The sequence below is a fragment of the Stenotrophomonas sp. LM091 genome (assembly GCF_001806305.1).
Classification (GTDB): domain Bacteria; phylum Pseudomonadota; class Gammaproteobacteria; order Xanthomonadales; family Xanthomonadaceae; genus Stenotrophomonas; species Stenotrophomonas bentonitica_A.
In genome coordinates this window covers 607,675-623,887 of the sequence record NZ_CP017483.1, presented here as the reverse complement: position 1 = coordinate 623,887, position 16,213 = coordinate 607,675, and the positions used below count along the sequence as shown (strand labels likewise).

At 66.0% G+C, this 16,213-nt stretch carries 14 protein-coding genes; 1 reads left to right on the top strand and 13 read right to left on the bottom strand.

Annotated elements, in window-relative coordinates:
- Positions 1–66 precede the first annotated feature (66 nt).
- The 6 genes from sucB to BIZ42_RS02755 form a co-directional block, all read right to left on the bottom strand.
- Positions 67–1,275, bottom strand: coding sequence for a dihydrolipoyllysine-residue succinyltransferase (sucB, locus tag BIZ42_RS02780; RefSeq protein WP_070425485.1), 1,209 nt, complete (start codon positions 1,273–1,275; stop codon positions 67–69).
- 43 nt (positions 1,276–1,318) lie between these two features.
- Positions 1,319–4,150 carry a 2-oxoglutarate dehydrogenase E1 component gene (locus BIZ42_RS02775; protein WP_070425484.1) on the bottom strand — a complete coding sequence of 944 codons (2,832 nt, stop codon included), beginning with the start codon at positions 4,148–4,150 and terminating at the stop codon, positions 1,319–1,321.
- A 184-nt stretch (positions 4,151–4,334) separates the two neighbouring features.
- Complete coding sequence (locus tag BIZ42_RS02770; RefSeq protein WP_070425483.1) at positions 4,335–5,243, bottom strand: GNAT family N-acetyltransferase; 909 nt, start codon at positions 5,241–5,243, stop codon at positions 4,335–4,337.
- An 11-nt stretch (positions 5,244–5,254) separates the two neighbouring features.
- On the bottom strand, positions 5,255–6,658 hold the full coding sequence (locus BIZ42_RS02765; protein WP_070425482.1) for a cupin domain-containing protein: 1,404 nt from the start codon (positions 6,656–6,658) through the stop codon (positions 5,255–5,257).
- Positions 6,659–6,721: 63 nt separating this feature from the next.
- Positions 6,722–8,089 carry an adenylosuccinate lyase gene (purB, locus tag BIZ42_RS02760; RefSeq protein WP_026070207.1) on the bottom strand — a complete coding sequence of 456 codons (1,368 nt, stop codon included), beginning with the start codon at positions 8,087–8,089 and terminating at the stop codon, positions 6,722–6,724.
- 37 nt (positions 8,090–8,126) lie between these two features.
- A complete protein-coding gene (locus tag BIZ42_RS02755) occupies positions 8,127–9,449 on the bottom strand; it encodes a hemolysin family protein (RefSeq protein ID WP_070425481.1) in 1,323 nt (440 codons plus the stop codon).
- Between the two features lie 295 nt (positions 9,450–9,744).
- Between BIZ42_RS02755 and BIZ42_RS02750 the strand changes: the two genes are divergently transcribed.
- Positions 9,745–11,157 (top strand): class II fumarate hydratase, encoded by a 1,413-nt coding sequence (locus BIZ42_RS02750; RefSeq protein WP_046273902.1) that lies wholly within the window; start codon positions 9,745–9,747, stop codon positions 11,155–11,157.
- Positions 11,158–11,324: 167 nt separating this feature from the next.
- On the opposite strand, the gene BIZ42_RS02745 is transcribed toward BIZ42_RS02750, so the two are convergent.
- From BIZ42_RS02745 to BIZ42_RS02715, 7 genes are all read right to left on the bottom strand, one after another.
- Positions 11,325–11,750 (bottom strand): hypothetical protein, encoded by a 426-nt coding sequence (locus tag BIZ42_RS02745; RefSeq protein ID WP_046273903.1) that lies wholly within the window; start codon positions 11,748–11,750, stop codon positions 11,325–11,327.
- Between the two features lie 95 nt (positions 11,751–11,845).
- The gene (locus BIZ42_RS02740; RefSeq protein WP_019185939.1) at positions 11,846–12,454 is read right to left on the bottom strand and encodes a DUF2884 family protein; all 609 of its coding nucleotides are present in this window, start codon (positions 12,452–12,454) and stop codon (positions 11,846–11,848) included.
- A gap of 28 nt (positions 12,455–12,482) precedes the next feature.
- Positions 12,483–13,364 carry a DUF4097 family beta strand repeat-containing protein gene (locus tag BIZ42_RS02735; protein ID WP_070425480.1) on the bottom strand — a complete coding sequence of 294 codons (882 nt, stop codon included), beginning with the start codon at positions 13,362–13,364 and terminating at the stop codon, positions 12,483–12,485.
- 28 nt (positions 13,365–13,392) lie between these two features.
- Positions 13,393–14,421 carry a hypothetical protein gene (locus BIZ42_RS02730; RefSeq protein WP_019185941.1) on the bottom strand — a complete coding sequence of 343 codons (1,029 nt, stop codon included), beginning with the start codon at positions 14,419–14,421 and terminating at the stop codon, positions 13,393–13,395.
- The gene (locus tag BIZ42_RS02725) at positions 14,418–15,293 is read right to left on the bottom strand and encodes an ABC transporter ATP-binding protein (protein WP_070425479.1); all 876 of its coding nucleotides are present in this window, start codon (positions 15,291–15,293) and stop codon (positions 14,418–14,420) included. Before BIZ42_RS02725 ends, BIZ42_RS02730 begins: the two co-directional genes overlap by 4 nt.
- Positions 15,290–15,652 carry a GntR family transcriptional regulator gene (locus BIZ42_RS02720; RefSeq protein WP_019185943.1) on the bottom strand — a complete coding sequence of 121 codons (363 nt, stop codon included), beginning with the start codon at positions 15,650–15,652 and terminating at the stop codon, positions 15,290–15,292. Before BIZ42_RS02720 ends, BIZ42_RS02725 begins: the two co-directional genes overlap by 4 nt.
- Positions 15,653–15,654: 2 nt before the next feature.
- Entirely contained in the window at positions 15,655–15,909 is a 255-nt protein-coding gene (locus BIZ42_RS02715; protein WP_026070209.1) for a hypothetical protein, read from the bottom strand.
- Between the last annotated feature and the right edge of the window lie 304 nt (positions 15,910–16,213).

The following is a 16,213-nucleotide window of genomic DNA, read 5'->3' as shown; positions in this document are numbered from 1 at the left end:
AGGGCAGTGCGGTGCAGTGCCGTAAAACCAGAACCCCTCCGCGCGGGCGCGGAGGGGTGGGAGGTCTTACAGGCCGAACAGCATGCGGCCCGGGTTTTCCAGCTGGTTCTTGATGTCCACCAGGAACTGGACCGAGTCCTTGCCGTCGATGATGCGGTGATCGTAGGACAGCGCCAGGTACATCATCGGCGCGATCACGACCTGGCCGTTCTGCGCGATCGGACGCTCCTTGATGGCGTGCATGCCCAGGATGGCGCTCTGCGGCGGGTTGATGATCGGGGTCGACAGCAGCGAACCGAAGGTGCCGCCGTTGGTCACGGTGAAGGTGCCGCCCTGCAGTTCTTCCAGGCTCAGCTTGCCGTCACGGGCCTTCTTGGCGTAGTCGGCGATGGTCTTTTCGATATCGGCGAAGGACATGCGCTCGACGTTGCGCAGCACCGGGGTCACCAGACCCTTCTCGGTCGACACGGCGATCGAGATGTCCGAGTAGCCGTGATAGATGATGTCGTCACCGTCGATCGAGGCATTGACCAGCGGGAAGCGCTGCAGTGCGTTGGCGGCGGCCTTCACGAAGAAGCTCATGAAGCCCAGCTTGATGCCGTGCGCCTTGACGAACTCGTCCTGCAGATCCTTGCGCGCGGCCGAGACCTTGGACAGGTCGACCTCGTTGAAGGTGGTCAGCATCGCGGTGCCGTTCTTGGACTGCATCAGGCGCTCGGCGATGCGCTTGCGGATGCGGGTCATCGGCACGCGTTCTTCCGGACGTGCGCCACCGGACTTGCCGGCGCCGCCGTTGCGGGCGAAGTTGACGATGTCTTCCTTGGTCACCGCGCCGCGGCGGCCGGTGCCGTCCACGTCGGCCGGGTTCACGCCTTCGGTGATGGCGGTGAAGCGGGCGCCCGGGGGCAGCGAATCGGCAGCGGACTTGGTGGCCGGGGCCGGCGCTGCAGCAGCGGCCGGAGCGGCAGCGGCCGGTGCCGGAGCAGCGGCCGGGGCGTCGGCCTTCTTCTCTTCGGCCGGCGCAGCAGCAGCGGTCGCACCTTCTTCGATGATGGCCACGACCTGGCTGGAGGTCACGGTGGCGCCCACCTCGAACTTGATCTCCTTCAGCACGCCATCGACCGGCGACGGCACTTCCAGGACGACCTTGTCGGTTTCCAGATCAAGCAGGTTTTCATCGCGCTTGACGGCATCGCCGACCTTCTTGTGCCAAGTGGCGATGGTGCCGTCGGCGACGGATTCGGGCAGTACCGGGGCTTTGACTTCGGTGGCCATGCGGGAGCTTCCTGGTTTGTCTTTTCTAGAATGAGGGGGAGAGTTATTCAGCGACCGAGTCGTTGAACGGGTTGACCAGGGCATCGGCGATCAGCTTCTGCTGCTCGATGATGTGGTCAGCCATGTGTCCAGCGGCCGGCGATGCCGAACGGGCGCGACCTGCGTAATGGATGCTCTGGCCATCGGCCAGGCACGCCTGCAGGTGGTGACGGATCTGGTACCAGGCACCCTGGTTCTGCGGTTCTTCCTGACACCACACCACATCGGCCGCCTTGCCGTACTTCTTCAGCTCTGCTGCCAGTGCCACGCGCGGGAACGGATACAGCTGCTCCACGCGGATGATGGCGACATCGTCCTGGCCACGCTTGGTCTGGTCTTCCAGCAGGTCGTAGTAGACCTTGCCCGAGCACAGCACCACGCGCTTGACCTTCCTGGCGTCTGCGTTGGCATCGCCGATCAGGTGCTGGAACTCGCCGTTGGCCAGTTCGTCCAGGGTCGACACGGCCAGCTTGTGGCGCAGCAGCGACTTGGGCGACATCACGATCAGCGGCTTGCGGGTGGTCATGCGCATCTGGCGACGCAGCATGTGGTACGCCTGTGCCGGGGTCGACGGCACGCACACCAGCATGTTCTCCAGCGCGCACAGCTGCAGGAAACGCTCCAGGCGTGCGGAGCTGTGCTCCGGGCCCTGGCCTTCATAACCGTGCGGCAGCAGCAGGGTCAGGCCGGTGATGCGGCCCCACTTGGCTTCGCCGGCGGCGATGAACTGATCGATCACGACCTGGGCGCCGTTGGCGAAGTCGCCGAACTGGCCTTCCCAGATGCACAGGGTGTTCGGATCGGTGGTGGAGAAGCCGTACTCATAGGCCATCACCGCTTCTTCGCTGAGCAGCGAATCGATGATGGTGGCCTGTTCCGGCGACTCGACCAGCTGGCGCAGCGGCAGGTAGTAGTTGTCGGTCTTCTGGTCGTGCAGGATCGCGTGGCGGTGCGTGAACGTACCGCGGCCGACGTCCTGGCCGACCAGGCGCAGGTTGTTGCCTTCGTCGAGGATGGTGGCGTAGGCCAGGTTCTCGGCGAAGCCCCAGTCGCCCGGGATCTCGCCTGCGGCCATCTTGCGGCGGTCGTCATAGACTTTGGCCACGCGCGAGTGCAGTTCCACGCCTTCGGGCACGGTGTTGATCATCTGCGCCAGCTGCTTGACCTTCTCCATGCCCACGGCAGTGGAGACGGCGTCGGACAGCTTGCCGTTGAGCAGCTTGGGCCAGTCCACGTACATCTTGCTGGTGGCCGGCGTCTTCTCGACCTGGGCCAGCTCGGTGGTGACTTCGCCGGCATCGAGCTTGTTGCGGTACGCATCGACCAGGGCCTTGCCGCCACCGGCTTCGATCACGCCGGCCGCTTCCAGCGTCGCGGCGTACAGCTCGCGGGTGGTCTGGTGCTTGCGGATGACCTGGTACATCAGCGGCTGGGTGATCGCCGGTTCATCGGCTTCGTTGTGGCCCCAGCGGCGGTAGCACATCAGGTCGATGACCACGTCCTTGCTGAACTTCTGGCGGAACTCGAAGGCCAGCTTGGCGGCGAACACGACCGCTTCGGGATCGTCGCCGTTCACGTGCAGCACGGGCGCGGCGATCATCTTGGCCACGTCCGTGCAGTACAGCGTGGAGCGCGAATCTTCCGGATTGGAGGTGGTGAAGCCGACCTGGTTGTTGACCACGATGTGCACCGTGCCACCAACGGCGAAGCCGCGGGCCTGGGACATCTGGAACAGCTCCATCACCACGCCCTGACCGGCGAAGGCCGCATCACCGTGGATCAGGATCGGCATCACCTGCTTGCGGGCGGTATCGCCACGGCGTTCCTGGCGCGAACGGACGCTGCCGGCCACGACCGGATCGGCGATTTCCAGGTGCGACGGGTTGAACGCCAGCGCCAGGTGGACCGCGCCGCCGGCGGTGGCGACGTCGGCCGAGAAGCCCATGTGGTACTTCACATCGCCGGCGGAGGCGTGGTCGTCGTGCTCGAACTTGCCTTCGAACTCGTCGAACAGCTTGCGCGGGCTCTTGCCGAGGGTGTTGACCAGCACGTTCAGGCGGCCGCGGTGGGCCATGCCGATCACCACGTCCTTGACGCCATCCTTGCCGGCGTCACGGATGATGGTGTCCATCATCGGGATCAGCGAATCGCCGCCTTCCAGCGAGAAGCGCTTCTGGCCCACGTACTTGGTGTGCAGGTAGCGCTCCAGACCCTCGGCAGCCGTCAGGCGCTCCAGGGTACGGCGCTGGGTGTCTGCGTCCAGGTTGTAGTTGCCACCGGCCATTTCCAGGCGCTGGTACAGCCACTGGCGCTGCTCGACCTCGGAGATGTGCATGAATTCCGCACCGATCGAGCCGGTGTAGGTCTTCTTCAGGCGCTCCAGCAGGTCACGCAGTTTCATGCGCGGCTGGCCGGCGACGCCGCCGGTGCTGAACTCACTGCCCAGGTCGCTTTCCGACAGGCTGTGGAACGGCAGGCCCAGATCCGGCGGATTGGTCGGCGCGGTCAGGCTCAGCGGGTCCAGGCGGGCACCGAGGTGGCCACGCGACCGGTAAGCGGTGATCAGGCGGCCGACATTGCGCTCGCGCTCGTCGCCGGCACCATCGGCGGTGCCGCTCTTGATGGCGTTTTTGGCGGCGTCGGCAATGTGGGCGATGACGGCCGAATGCGGAATATCACCGGCTTCGCGGCCCTGGAAGCCGTCGAAGTAGGTCTTCCATTTGGGATCGACACTGTCCGGAGAAACGAGGTACTGCTCGTACAGATCCTCGATATAGGAGGCGTTGCCGCCGGCGAGCTGCGAAGATTGCGCAAACTGCTTCAGTTGATTGTCCACGATGGAGAGTCGGATTCGCTTGTGGGGTAAGGCTTCGATGATCCGGCAGGGAAAAGTGAATAGCCTGCGCGGGCGGTATCTAACGCCCCAAATTGTACCCCCAACGCGACAGGAAGGGGCACCGTACGGTCCAGTGCGGGAACCGCGGTGTCATTCCCAGACAGGTTCGGGGCCGCGCGGTGGGCTACAGGCCGAGTGCCCGCAGTTCGCTGCAATCACGCGAACGTTCCCATAAGCGCTGCAAACCTTCCTGCAACGGTCGTGAACGTGCCGGTTGGGCCAGCCCGGCCTCGCCATCGAAGCGGTGGCCGCTCAGACGAAAGTAGTAGTCGCCCGTGTCGTTGAGCAGACAGGCAGATGGCGTCGCGCGGTCGATCGGATCGCTCACCTCGCGCACCCGGAAGACGCTCGGCAGCCGCTGGAGCAGGCTCAGCACGGGTGAGCCGGCCTGACGGATGGCGGTGCTGTCGTGGACGATCAGCCAGGCCTGTTTGTCGTGGCGGGCGGTGGCGTAGCGGCGTAACGCTTCCAGCACCGGCGGTGCATCGAGCAGGCCGGGGTCGAGCTGGCGGCTGTGGATCCACAGCTGGCGGCGGGCGCGGTGGATCAAGGCGGTGGTGATCGCCACGGCCTCTTCGGCGCGCTCGATCGCGACTGCACCGGACAGGGCCAGCCGCATGTGCTGGTGGGCGATGCCGGCCTCTTCGAAGATCGCGCCTTCCGGCAGAAAGCCCTGCCGGGTATAGAACACGCGGGCCGGCAGCTGCGCATGCAGCCCGACCTCGCGCCAGCCCCGGGCCCGGGCCTGGTCGACCAGGGCCAGCAGCAGGGCTTCGCCGACGCCTTTGCCACGCCAGGCGGCCAGTACCGCCATGCGGCCGATCCGGCCGTCCGGGGTGAGCCGTCCGGCTCCGATCGGGGTGCCGGCGGTGTCGCAGGCCAGGACATGCACGCTCAGGGGGTCGAGCGCGTCGATCTCCAGTTCGGCGGGGACCTGCTGCTCGTCGACGAACACGGTGAACCGGACCCGGTGCAGCGCGGCGTGCTGCACCGGGTAGTCGACCACATCAACCTGGAAGCCGGGGCCGGTCATGGCGGGGGCGGTCAGCCGCGCTGGGGCTCGTCCTTGCCGTCGGTCTCGTCGCTGTCGTCGAAATCGACGATCACCTCGATGCCGTCGTCATGGATGGTCACCTCGTGCACGTCGGCCTCGATGGCCTCGTCGTCGACCACGTCGACTGCCTCGGTGCCGTCGACGATGTCGTACTCGGCGACGTAGTCGTCTTCGTCCTCCAGCCCCGTGTCTTCCACCAGCTGGTAGAAGCCGCCGGCGACCAGTGCCTGCACGGCATCACGGCCCTTGGCCGAGAGTTTCTGGTACAGCGCCGCACCGATCTGTTCGGCGCCGGCCAGCGCCTGGGCATCCTTGACCGGCAGGGCGAAGTCCAGGCCGCTGCAGTACAGGCTGGCGCCACGCTTGGCACGGCGCCAGGCCAGGCGCGCCCAGGGGTGGCGATGCAGTTCCACGCCGGCACCCAGGGCGGCTTCGATCTCTTCGCGCGGCAGCGGTTCGCCCTGCGCCATCACTTCCCCGGCGGCGCGGTAGGTGGTGATGAAGCGGCCGAACCAGTCGCCGAGCTTGTCCGGATCGTTCATCCGGATGGCGTTGAGCGCTTCGACCACGCGGTTCATCGAGACCACGTCGATTTCGTTCGGATCCTCCGGCACCTTCAGGTCCGGATCCTGGTAACGGATGGACTCGTCGGCGCCCTCGATCAGGGTATCGAGGTAGTCGCTGATCAGTTCGGCCGAGGCCGGGGCGCGCATGCCGAACGAGAACGTCAGGCAGGGGTCTTCGGCAACGCCGTTGTGCGGCACGTTCGGCGGCAGGTAGAGCATGTCGCCCGGGGCCAGCACCCAGTCGTGGGTCGGCTTGAAGCGGCGCAGCAGCTTGAGTTCGACGTCGTCGCGGAAGTCCAGCGGCGGGCGCTTGCCCTTGATCGATTCGCTGGCGTCGATCTGCCAGCGGCGGTGGCCGTAAGCCTGCAGCAGGAAGACGTCGTACTGGTCCACGTGGGCGCCGACCGAGCCGCCGGTGGCGGCGAAGCTGATCATCACATCGTCCATGCGCCAGCGCGGCAGGAAATCGAAGTGGCTGATCAGGGCGCGCACGTCGGCGTCCCACTTGTCCACGTCCTGGACCAGCAGGGTCCAGTCGTGGTCCGGCATGCCGGGGAATTCTTCTTCCTGGAACGGGCCGGTGCGCACGGTCCAGCCATCGGTGGCGCGGTCGTGGGTGATCAGCCGCGACAGCGCGCTTTCTTCACAGGCCAGACCGGCGAGGTCTTCGGGCTGCACCGGGGTCTCGAAATCGGGGAAGGCGCCGCGGATGAGCAGCGGGCGCTTCTGCCAGTAATCGCGCAGGAAGGTAGCGGCGGGCATGCCCAGCGGCAGGCCGGGACGGGCCTGGATTTCGATGACGGGGGTTTTGATCTTGCGTGCGGCCATGGGGGAGATCCTTGGAGCGTGTAGACGGTAGTTCGGGGGCGCAGCGGGGCGGCGCCCATGCCTTCAGATCGCCTTGGCCAGGTCCGCTGCCAGGCCGATGTAGCCGCCCGGGGTCAGCGCGCGCAGGCTCTGCTTGGCGTCGGCGGGCAGGTCCAGCGATTCAACGAAGGCCTGCATCGATTCGGTGGTGATGCCCTGGCCGCGGGTGAGCGCCTTGAGCTGTTCGTACGGGTTGGGCAGGCCATGGCGGCGCATGACGGTCTGCACCGCTTCGGCCAGCACTTCCCATGCGGCGTCCAGGTCGGCATCCAGGCGTTCCGGATTGACGGTCAGCTTGCCCAGGCCCTTGGCCAGCGAGTCCAGGGCGACCTGGGTATGGCCGAAGGCGGTGCCGACCGCGCGCAGCACGGTGGAGTCGGTCAGGTCGCGCTGCCAGCGGCTGATCGGCAGCTTGGCGCTGAAATGCTCGAACAGGGCGTTGGCGATGCCGAAGTTGCCTTCGGCGTTTTCGAAGTCGATCGGGTTGACCTTGTGCGGCATGGTCGAGGAGCCGACTTCGCCTTCCTTGAGCTTCTGCTTGAAGTAGCCCAGCGAGATATAGCCCCAGACGTCGCGCGCCAGGTCGATCAGGATGATGTTGGCGCGGCGCGCGGCATCGCCGATCTCGGCGACGTTGTCGTGCGGCTCGATCTGGGTGGTGTACGGGTTGAAGACCAGGCCGAGGCTTTCCACGAAGCGCTGGGCGAAGGCCGGCCAGTCCACGTCCGGGTAGGCGATGACGTGCGCGTTGTAGTTGCCCACCGCGCCATTGATCTTGCCGGTCAGTTCGACGGCGGCGATCTGGCGGCGCTGGCGCTCCAGGCGGGCCACGACGTTGGCCACTTCCTTGCCCAGGGTGGTCGGCGAGGCGGTCTGGCCATGGGTGCGCGAGAGCATCGGCTGGGCGGCCTGGGCATGGGCGAGGGCACGCAGCACGCCGGCGATGTTGTCCAGCGAGGGCAGCAGCACCTCGCGGCGGGCCTGCTCGAGCATCAGCCCGTAGCTGAGGTTGTTGATGTCCTCGCTGGTGCAGGCGAAATGCACGAACTCCAGCGCCGGGCCCAGCTCCGCATCGGCGGTGAGCTGCTCCTTGATGAAGTACTCCACGGCCTTGACGTCGTGGTTGGTGGTGCGCTCGATCTCCTTCACACGCGCGGCGTGGGCCGGGGCAAAGTCGTCGGCCAGGGCACGCAGGCGTGCGGTGGCGGCAGCCGAGAACGGCGCCAGTTCGACGATGCCCGGCTCATTGGCCAGTGCCAGCAGCCATTCCACTTCCACCTTCACGCGGGCCTTGATCAGGCCGTATTCGGAGAAGATCGGGCGCAGGGCGTCGACCTTGCCGGCGTAGCGGCCATCGAGCGGGGACAGGGCGAGCAGGGCGAATTCGGACATGGCAGGGCGCAGATCGGTGGCAGCGGGGGCCGCCATTCTACGCTGCCCCGGCGTCCTCGGCCTGTGCCATGCGCACCGTCACCGCCTGGATCCGGTGCCCGGCCATGCGCTTGATCGTGAACTGGTGCCCGTCGATCTCCAGCTGCTCGCCTTCCTCGGGCAGCCGCTGGAGCTGGTGCACGATCAGCCCGCCGACCGAATTGAGGTGGTCCGGCGCGCTCAGGTCGTGTCCCAGCAGCCGCTCAAGCCGGAAGATCGAGGTCGAGCCGGCCACCAGCAGGGTGCCGTCGGCGCCACGGGTGGGGGCATCCTTGACGATATGCGGGTGTTCGTCCTCGATATCCCCGACCACCACTTCCAGCAGGTCTTCCAGGGTGAAGTAGCCCAGGATGCGGCCGTGCTCTTCCACGCACAGCGCCAGGTGGGTGGTGCCGGTGCGGAAGCGCTCCAGCACCAGCGGTACCGGGGTTTCCAGCGCGATCAGGTTGGCCGGGCGCAGCAGCGGGCGCAGGTCGTCGGTGGGATTGCCTCGAGCGATCTCGACCAGCAGGTCCTTCATGTGCAGGATGCCCAGCACTTCCTCGCCATCGCGGTCGAACCACGGGTAGCGGCTGTAGCGGCTTTCGGCGAACTCGGCCATGACGTCGGCCAGGCGCATGCCTTCGCGGAAAGAACGCATGTGGTCGCGGGAGCGCATCAGGTCGCCGGCCACCAGCTCGGGCAGTTCCAGCGCGTGACTCATCAAGGTGAGGTCCTGGTCCGGCGCGGTGCCGACCGGTTGCTGGCGACCCACGATCAGCTTGAGCTCCTCGCGCGAATAGCGGTGCGAGGTGTGCTCCACATCGCCCCAGCCGGCCAGGCGCAGCAGCGCATTGGCGCTGTTGTTGAGCAGCCAGATGGCCGGGTACATGGCCCAATAGAACAGGTACAGCGGCGCGGCCGTCCACAGCGACATCGCCTCGGGGCGACGGATCGCCATCGATTTCGGCGCCAGTTCGCCCAGCACGATGTGCAGGAACGAGATCAGGCTGAAGGCGATGATGAAGGACGTCAGGCGCGAGGCTTCCGGGGTCAGCCCCAAGGTGTCGAACAACGGCTGCAGCAGGTGTGCGAAGGCCGGCTCACCGACCCAGCCCAGGCCCAGCGAGGACAGCGTGATGCCCAGCTGGCAGGCCGACAGGTACGCATCCAGGTGCGAGTGCACGTTGAGCAGCAGCCGTCCCCGCCAGCCATGGTTCTCGGCCAGGCCGACGGCCTGGGTATGGCGCAGCTTCACCAGGGCGAACTCGGCGGCCACGAAGAAGCCGTTGAGTACCACCAGCAGCAGGGCCAGCAGCAGAAGCAGGAGATTGCCGATCATCCGCGGCCCCGCAGCGCTGCTGCATGGAGCGGAATGGCACCCGCGGTCGCCAGGGCGGCGAGGCCGGTCATCGGTGCGTGCGCGCTCGCACGCCCGGTACTACTGTCGGGATCGTCACCCATGGGGGCGGCAGTCTGTCTGAATGAAAACGAATCCCGAGTCTAGCCGATCCACCGCGTGGTTGGGTTTCAACGGTGCTTGGGAGTATCGTGATCAGAGCCGCCAGCCAGGGAATCAGGCCCGTTGCCAGCCGCAGGTTCCCTTTCATCCACGAAAGATGTGCGGAGTTGAAGCAATGAGCAAGGGTTTCAGGATTGAACACGACAGCATGGGCGAGCTGCAGGTGCCCGCCGATGCGTTGTGGGGCGCGCAGACCCAGCGCGCCGTCGATAATTTCCCGGTGTCGGGCCAGCGCATGCCGCGCGGTTTCATCCGCGCGCTCGGCCTGGTCAAGGGGGCTGCGGCCAACGTCAACGTCGAGCTGGGCCATCTGCCGCGCAACATCGGCAAGGCCATCGAGGCGGCCGCTGCCGAAGTCGCCGATGGGCGCCATGACGCGCACTTCCCGATCGACGTGTACCAGACCGGTTCGGGCACCTCCTCGAACATGAATGCCAACGAGGTCATCGCCACGCTGGCCAATCGTGCCGGCAAGGCGGGCAAGACCGCGGTGCATCCCAACGATCACGTCAACCAGGGGCAGAGCTCCAACGACGTGATCCCGACCGCGCTGCGCGTTTCGGCGCTGCTGGGCGTGCATGAGCAGCTGCTGCCTTCGCTGGTGCACCTGCGCAAGACCATCGACAAGCGTGGCCGCGCGCTGCGCAAGGTGGTCAAGACCGGCCGCACCCATCTGATGGATGCGATGCCGCTGACCTTCGAACAGGAATTCGGTGCGTGGTCGGCGCAGTTGTCCTCTGCCCAGGAGCGTATCGAAGACAGCCTCAAGCGCCTGCGTCGGCTGCCGCTGGGCGGCACCGCCATCGGCACCGGCATCAATGCCGACCCGCGTTTCGGCGCGCAGGTGGCCAGGCAGCTCAAGCAGCAGACCGGCATCAAGTTCGACAGCGCCGAGAACAAGTTTGAAGGCCTGGCCGCGCAGGACGATGCGGTTGAACTGTCCGGCCAGCTCAACGCGTTGGCGGTGGCACTGATCAAGATCGCCAACGACCTGCGCTGGATGAATGCCGGTCCGCTGGCCGGTCTGGGCGAGATCGAACTGCCGGCGCTGCAGCCGGGCAGCTCGATCATGCCGGGCAAGGTCAACCCGGTGATTCCCGAAGCCACCGTGATGGTGTGCGCCCAGGTGATCGGCCACCACACCGCGATCACCGTGGCCGGCCAGACCGGCAACTTCCAGTTGAACGTGACGCTGCCGTTGATCGCCGCGAACCTGCTCGATGGCATCAATCTGCTGGCCAACATCACCCGCCTGCTGGCCGATACCGCGATCGCCGGGTTGAAGGTGCGGGAGGATCGCGTCCGCGAGGCACTGGATCGCAATCCGATCCTGGTGACCGCGTTGAACCCGATCATCGGCTATGAGAAGGCCGCCGCGATCGCCAAGCGTGCCTACAAGGAACAGCGCCCGGTGCTGGAGGTGGCCAAGGAAGACAGCGGTCTGTCCGAGGCCGAGCTGCGCAAGCTGCTCGATCCGGCCGCGCTGACCGCCGGCGGCATCCACGCCGGTGGTGGCGGCGGCGGTTGAGCGCGCGTACTACCTGAAACGAAAAACGGGCCGAATGGCCCGTTTTTTGTGCGTGAGCCCCGTAGCGGCCGGCGGGCCCCAGGGCAAAATCAAGGCGGAGGCCGTCGCTGCCAGGCGGCGGACGGGGGACATTTGCCCAGGGGCCTGCCGGCCGCTGCGGGGCTCAGTCAGTGGCGGTCGGCCTGCAGATTGCCGAAGGTCTCGGTGTAGTCCTTGAATTCGGGGATCTTCGTGGTCAGGTCCGGCGGGATCGGCTGCATGCCATCGGGCACCTGGATCTTCACCGAGCGCTTGGCCGGGTCCGGCGGAGCATCGGTCAAGGTGTTCTGGCGCAGCACCTGCAGCTGGCCGAACATGCCCTGCAGCATCGCCTGCTGCTCTTCGTTGAGCGGGATCTCGATCTCGTCGATCTTCATGTGCCCGTTGGGCAGGATGATGATGTTCGGCGCAGGTGCGCGGCGCACGGTGACCATGCCGTCGCTGACGGTGATCTTCGGCTTGCTGCGCTCGGCGCGGTGATTGCGGTACTCCTGGTCGCAACCAGTGGCGACGAGGCAGAACAGGGCGAACAGCAACAGACTCAGCTTCTTCATGAGCAGGCAACAACGCGTGCGGCGGGAACGCAGATTGTAGTCCCCTGGCGCCGGGAAGGGCCTGCCTGCGACGCATCGTCGCAGGCAGGGCCCGGTTACTTGCCGCAGTCGTCGATGTCTTTCTGGTCCATGGTCGCGTAAGGCTGGAAGGCCGGCAGCGCGGCCGCCAGCGCCTGCTGCCGGGCCATCATCCCGGGCAGCAGGCCGCACAGCTTCTGGGCCTGGCCTTCGATCTTCCTGGCTTCCTCGTTCACCCGCGCTTCGATGCCCTGGGTGTCACCGGAGAACATGCCCTTGATCGCCTCACCGGCCGCCTTCACGCCGAGATTGGCGCCGGCCACGCCGATCTCCATGCCCGCACTGGCCAGCGACTCGACCTGCTTGCGGTAGTCCTGCAGCAGCGCACGCTGGTGGGCATCCACCGGCACCGCCTTGCCATCGATCAGCAGGTCGCCCTGGGGGCTGATCTCGGCCTTGGGTGATTTGCCATTGGAGATGGAGATGTTGCCCTGGGCGATTTCCCGGCGGGCCTTGTCAGTGGCTTCCTGCACGGTCTTGCCGATGCTGTCGGTATCCAGCGCGCTGGTGGCCGGGGCGGCGGCGCTCTGGTCGGCGGGGGCTTTGCCCTTTCCGCTGTCCGGGGCGGTACAGGCGGCGATGGGCAGGCACAACAGCAGGGCAGGCAGCAGCAGTCGAGTTGTCATGGTCCGTATCCGTTGAGGGTAAAGAGGCTTACTTGCCGCGCGGCAGTTCAACCCGGCCGCGTACATTGCTGTGGCGGATATCGCCGCTGCCACTGTTGGCCACGCGCAGGTCGCCACCGACATCACGGGCCGTCACATCGCCGGAGCCATGGCGTTCCACCGTGACGCTGCCGCCGATGTCGCGCAGCTCGGTATCGCCGGAGCCGACGGTGCCGATCCGCACGTTGCCCTTGGCCTGGCGCACGTCGGTGTCGCCGGAGCCGACCACGCCGATCTCGACATTGCCGCCGACGGTATCCAGCTCGAAGTCGCCCGAGCCGATGGTGCCGACCTTGGCGTCGCCGCGTACGTTGCGGGCCTTGAAATCACCCGAGCCGACCGAGAGCAGGTTCAGTGCACCGGCGCCATCGAGGATGACATCGCCCGAGCCGACTGCCGCGGTCACCAGCCCTTTGATGTTCTCCAGCTTGATATCCCCGGAGCCGACATCGGCGCTGAGCGAATGCGCACCGCTGACGCTGGCATCGCCGGAGCCGACCTTCATCTGGACCAGGAGCGTGTCCGGCACCGTGCCGCGCAGGTCCAGGTAGGCATAGCTGCTGCCGCTCATGGTGAGGCTGCGCCCTTCGCGCTGCAGGCGGACGACGAGCTTGTCGCCGACCTTCTGCTGGGTGACCGTGAGTTGGCGCAACCAGTCCGCGTTGGAGGCGCAGGCGCGCCCGCCGAGCTGGGCCGCACCGGGGCCGGCCTGCAGCACCAGGTCATGCTGGTTCACTTCGAACACCACGGCCTTGGCACCGGCCAGGTCGAGCTTGAGGTCGCGCGGTTCGTTGAACCTGCACTGCGGTTCATTGGCGAGCGCGGTCAGCGGCAGCAGCAACAGGGAAGCAACAGCGAGCGTGCGGATCATGGGTGGCTCCTCGAAGAAGGGCGGGGGATCAGATTTCGCCAGCGCGGCGGCGCAGGCGGATGGCCAGGAACAGGAACACCACGCCGGCGGCAGCCCCGATCCACAGTTCCGGCATGGCCAGGGCGGCCAGCTGGTGGCTTGGGCCCAGTTCGTTGACCAGGTTGTCCATGTTGCCGTTGCCACTGAACATGGACTCACCGCGGTAGAACTGGTCGCTCGCCGGGACCGCGCTGAGCAGCAGGCGGCCAACGATATGCTTCCAGAACCAGCCGCCGGTCAGGTCGAACAGGGTCATCACCTTGGTGGTGCTGACGATGATGCCGGCGAACAGCGGCAGCATCACCGCCCACAGGAACGGCTTGGTCTTGGCCCAGGCCGAGCACAGCAGCAACCAGCCAACGGTCGGCAGCGCCCAGAGCAGGTAGACCGGAATCCAGGACAGGTGGCCGGCGATGATGGTCAGCGGGCTGGCAGGGCCCCAGATCAGCATCATCGGATCACCGCCGTGGGCGATCACCACGATCGAGATCATCACCAGGAAACCGAGCATGGTCAGGGCCGAGGCGATCACCGCGATGATCGGGGCGATCAGCAGCGCACTCACGGCCTTGGACAGCACCGTGGCGGTATCCGACAGCGGCAGCGATTTCCAGAACAGGATGCTGCGGTCGCGGCGGTCGTCGTACAGGGCGCCCAGGCAGTAGAAGAACACCACGAAGGCGAGCACGATCAGCGGCCAGCCCGAGCTCAGGATCAGGGTCAGGTCCAGGCCATTGGCCAGGTCGTGCAGGTCCTTGGCATCGAGCTTGCTGGTCAGCAGGCTCAGGTCCAGGCCGTTGATGTTGACGCTTTCGTTGTCGATGTGGATGCCGCCGCTCTTGACCGCACGGTGCATGGCGACCAGGCCGAACACGATGCCGAGCAGGCTCATCACCAGCGAGATGCCGCCGGCGATCACCGGCGCATACAGGAAGCCGCCGCGGTTTTCCCAGTACTCACGCTTGAGCAGCCACTTGAACGCACTGGCCTTGCTGATGGGATGGTTGACGGTGTTCATGCGTAGGTTCCCTTCATGATGGCCACGAACAGATCCGCCAGCCCCGGGCTGCGGATTTCGCCCAGGGGCGTGAGCTGGGCGCGTGGCACCCCGTCGAACAGCAGCACGGTCTTGCCGAAGGGCAGGGCACGTTCGTCGATCGGCTTGAGCGCGCGTGCGGCCTCCACCGCATCGGCCGACACCAGCACTTCGGTATAGCGTTCGCCGATGTCTTCCATGTCGGTGGTCAACACGATGCGGCCATCGCGGATGAACATCACATCGGTGAGGATGTGCTCGATCTCTTCCACCTGGTGGGTGGTGACGATGATGGTTTTCTGCTCGTCGAAGTAGTCCTCCAGCAGGCGCTGGTAGAACTCCTTGCGGTACAGGATGTCCAGGCCCAGGGTCGGTTCGTCCAGCACCAGGACCTTGGCATCGATGGCCATCACCAGCGCCAGGTGCAGCTGCACGATCATGCCCTTGGACAGTTCGCGCACGCGCTGCTTGGGATGCAGTTTGGTGGAGGCCAGGAAGCGTTCGCAGCGCGCCCGGTCGAAACGCGGGTGGGTGCCGGCGACGAAATCGATGGCCTCGCGCACCTTCATCCAGCGCGGCAGCACCGCCACGTCAGCGATGAAGCACACATCGTTCATCAGGGCGTTGCGCTGTACGGTCGGGTCCAGCCCGAGCACGCGCAGCTCGCCTTCCACCGCAGTCAGGCCCAGCAGCGCCTTGAGCAGGGTGGTCTTGCCGGCGCCGTTGGGGCCGATCAGGCCGGTGATGCGGCCGGGCGCGATCGTGAAACTGGTGTTGTCCAGTGCCACGGTCTGTTTATAGGCCTTGCGCAGGCCTCGAGCGGAAATGACGACATCACTTGCAACGGCATTCATGAGGATTTCCCCTGGGGCAGCAATTCGTCGAGGTTCAGGCCCAGGCGCTGGATGCGTTCCAGGACCAGCGGCCATTCTTCATTGAGGAACCGGTCGCGCTCGCTGCTGCGCAGCTGCGTGGCCGCTTCTTCGGTCATGAACATGCCCAGGCCGCGGCGCTTCTCGACCAGGCCTTCATCAGCCAGCTCCTGGTAGGCGCGCGAAACGGTGATGGGATTGAGCTGGTACTCGGCGGCAACCTGCCGGACCGAAGGCAGGGCGTCGCCCGGCTTGATGATGCCGTCAAGCATCATGGCGATCACGCGCTCTTTCAGCTGGCGGTAGATCGGAGCACCATCGCTCCATTGAATATCGCTCATGGTCAGCTCCGTGGGTTCAGCGACTGCGCGAATGAGAAGTAAGGCATGGACAGGGAGCTGTGCAGCCGGCGGGGGGGCGTGGGGGCGCCGTCGGCGGTCCCTGCCTCGATGACGCCTGCGTCCTGCGGGCCTTCAAACACATTGGCGCTGGCAGGGCTGCCAGCGTCACCGGAGGGGATGCCGAACCAGCCAAGCAGCAGCAACGCCGAGGCGGCGGTGACGGCTTTGGCGGCGTGGTGGTGGCGCATGCGGTTCATGGGCTTCCCCTGTCTAGGTGACTGGTGTTGTATGCAACTATAACACCGGCACGCCGAAGATCAACAGGGCGAGCAACCCAACTGATGGCAGGGGGCGTATGACAGCCTCCATGGTTTCCCAAGTTATTGAATATAAAGATATATATCGGCACGTGAGCTGCCGATGCGGGCCAGCGCACATTCATTGATGTCAATGGTATGGCAAGTGGGCGCCGTATTCAGGTGATCGAATCGGTGAGGTTGGCCTGTCGGTCCACACCGCCAGACGCTGTAAAACGGCGCTGAATGCGGCGGGCAGCATCGA

Coding starts and splice junctions, on each gene's coding strand:
- BIZ42_RS02725 (WP_070425479.1), bottom strand. CDS start 15,293: ATGAATGCCGTTGCAAGTGATGTCGTCATTTCCGCTCGAGGCCTGCGC.
- BIZ42_RS02755 (WP_070425481.1), bottom strand. CDS start 9,449: ATGATCGGCAATCTCCTGCTTCTGCTGCTGGCCCTGCTGCTGGTGGTA.
- BIZ42_RS02770 (WP_070425483.1), bottom strand. CDS start 5,243: ATGACCGGCCCCGGCTTCCAGGTTGATGTGGTCGACTACCCGGTGCAG.
- BIZ42_RS02730 (WP_019185941.1), bottom strand. CDS start 14,421: ATGAACACCGTCAACCATCCCATCAGCAAGGCCAGTGCGTTCAAGTGG.
- BIZ42_RS02765 (WP_070425482.1), bottom strand. CDS start 6,658: ATGGCCGCACGCAAGATCAAAACCCCCGTCATCGAAATCCAGGCCCGT.
- BIZ42_RS02720 (WP_019185943.1), bottom strand. CDS start 15,652: ATGAGCGATATTCAATGGAGCGATGGTGCTCCGATCTACCGCCAGCTG.
- BIZ42_RS02715 (WP_026070209.1), bottom strand. CDS start 15,909: ATGAACCGCATGCGCCACCACCACGCCGCCAAAGCCGTCACCGCCGCC.
- BIZ42_RS02740 (WP_019185939.1), bottom strand. CDS start 12,454: ATGACAACTCGACTGCTGCTGCCTGCCCTGCTGTTGTGCCTGCCCATC.
- BIZ42_RS02750 (WP_046273902.1), top strand. CDS start 9,745: ATGAGCAAGGGTTTCAGGATTGAACACGACAGCATGGGCGAGCTGCAG.
- sucB (WP_070425485.1), bottom strand. CDS start 1,275: ATGGCCACCGAAGTCAAAGCCCCGGTACTGCCCGAATCCGTCGCCGAC.
- purB (WP_026070207.1), bottom strand. CDS start 8,089: ATGTCCGAATTCGCCCTGCTCGCCCTGTCCCCGCTCGATGGCCGCTAC.
- BIZ42_RS02735 (WP_070425480.1), bottom strand. CDS start 13,364: ATGATCCGCACGCTCGCTGTTGCTTCCCTGTTGCTGCTGCCGCTGACC.
- BIZ42_RS02745 (WP_046273903.1), bottom strand. CDS start 11,750: ATGAAGAAGCTGAGTCTGTTGCTGTTCGCCCTGTTCTGCCTCGTCGCC.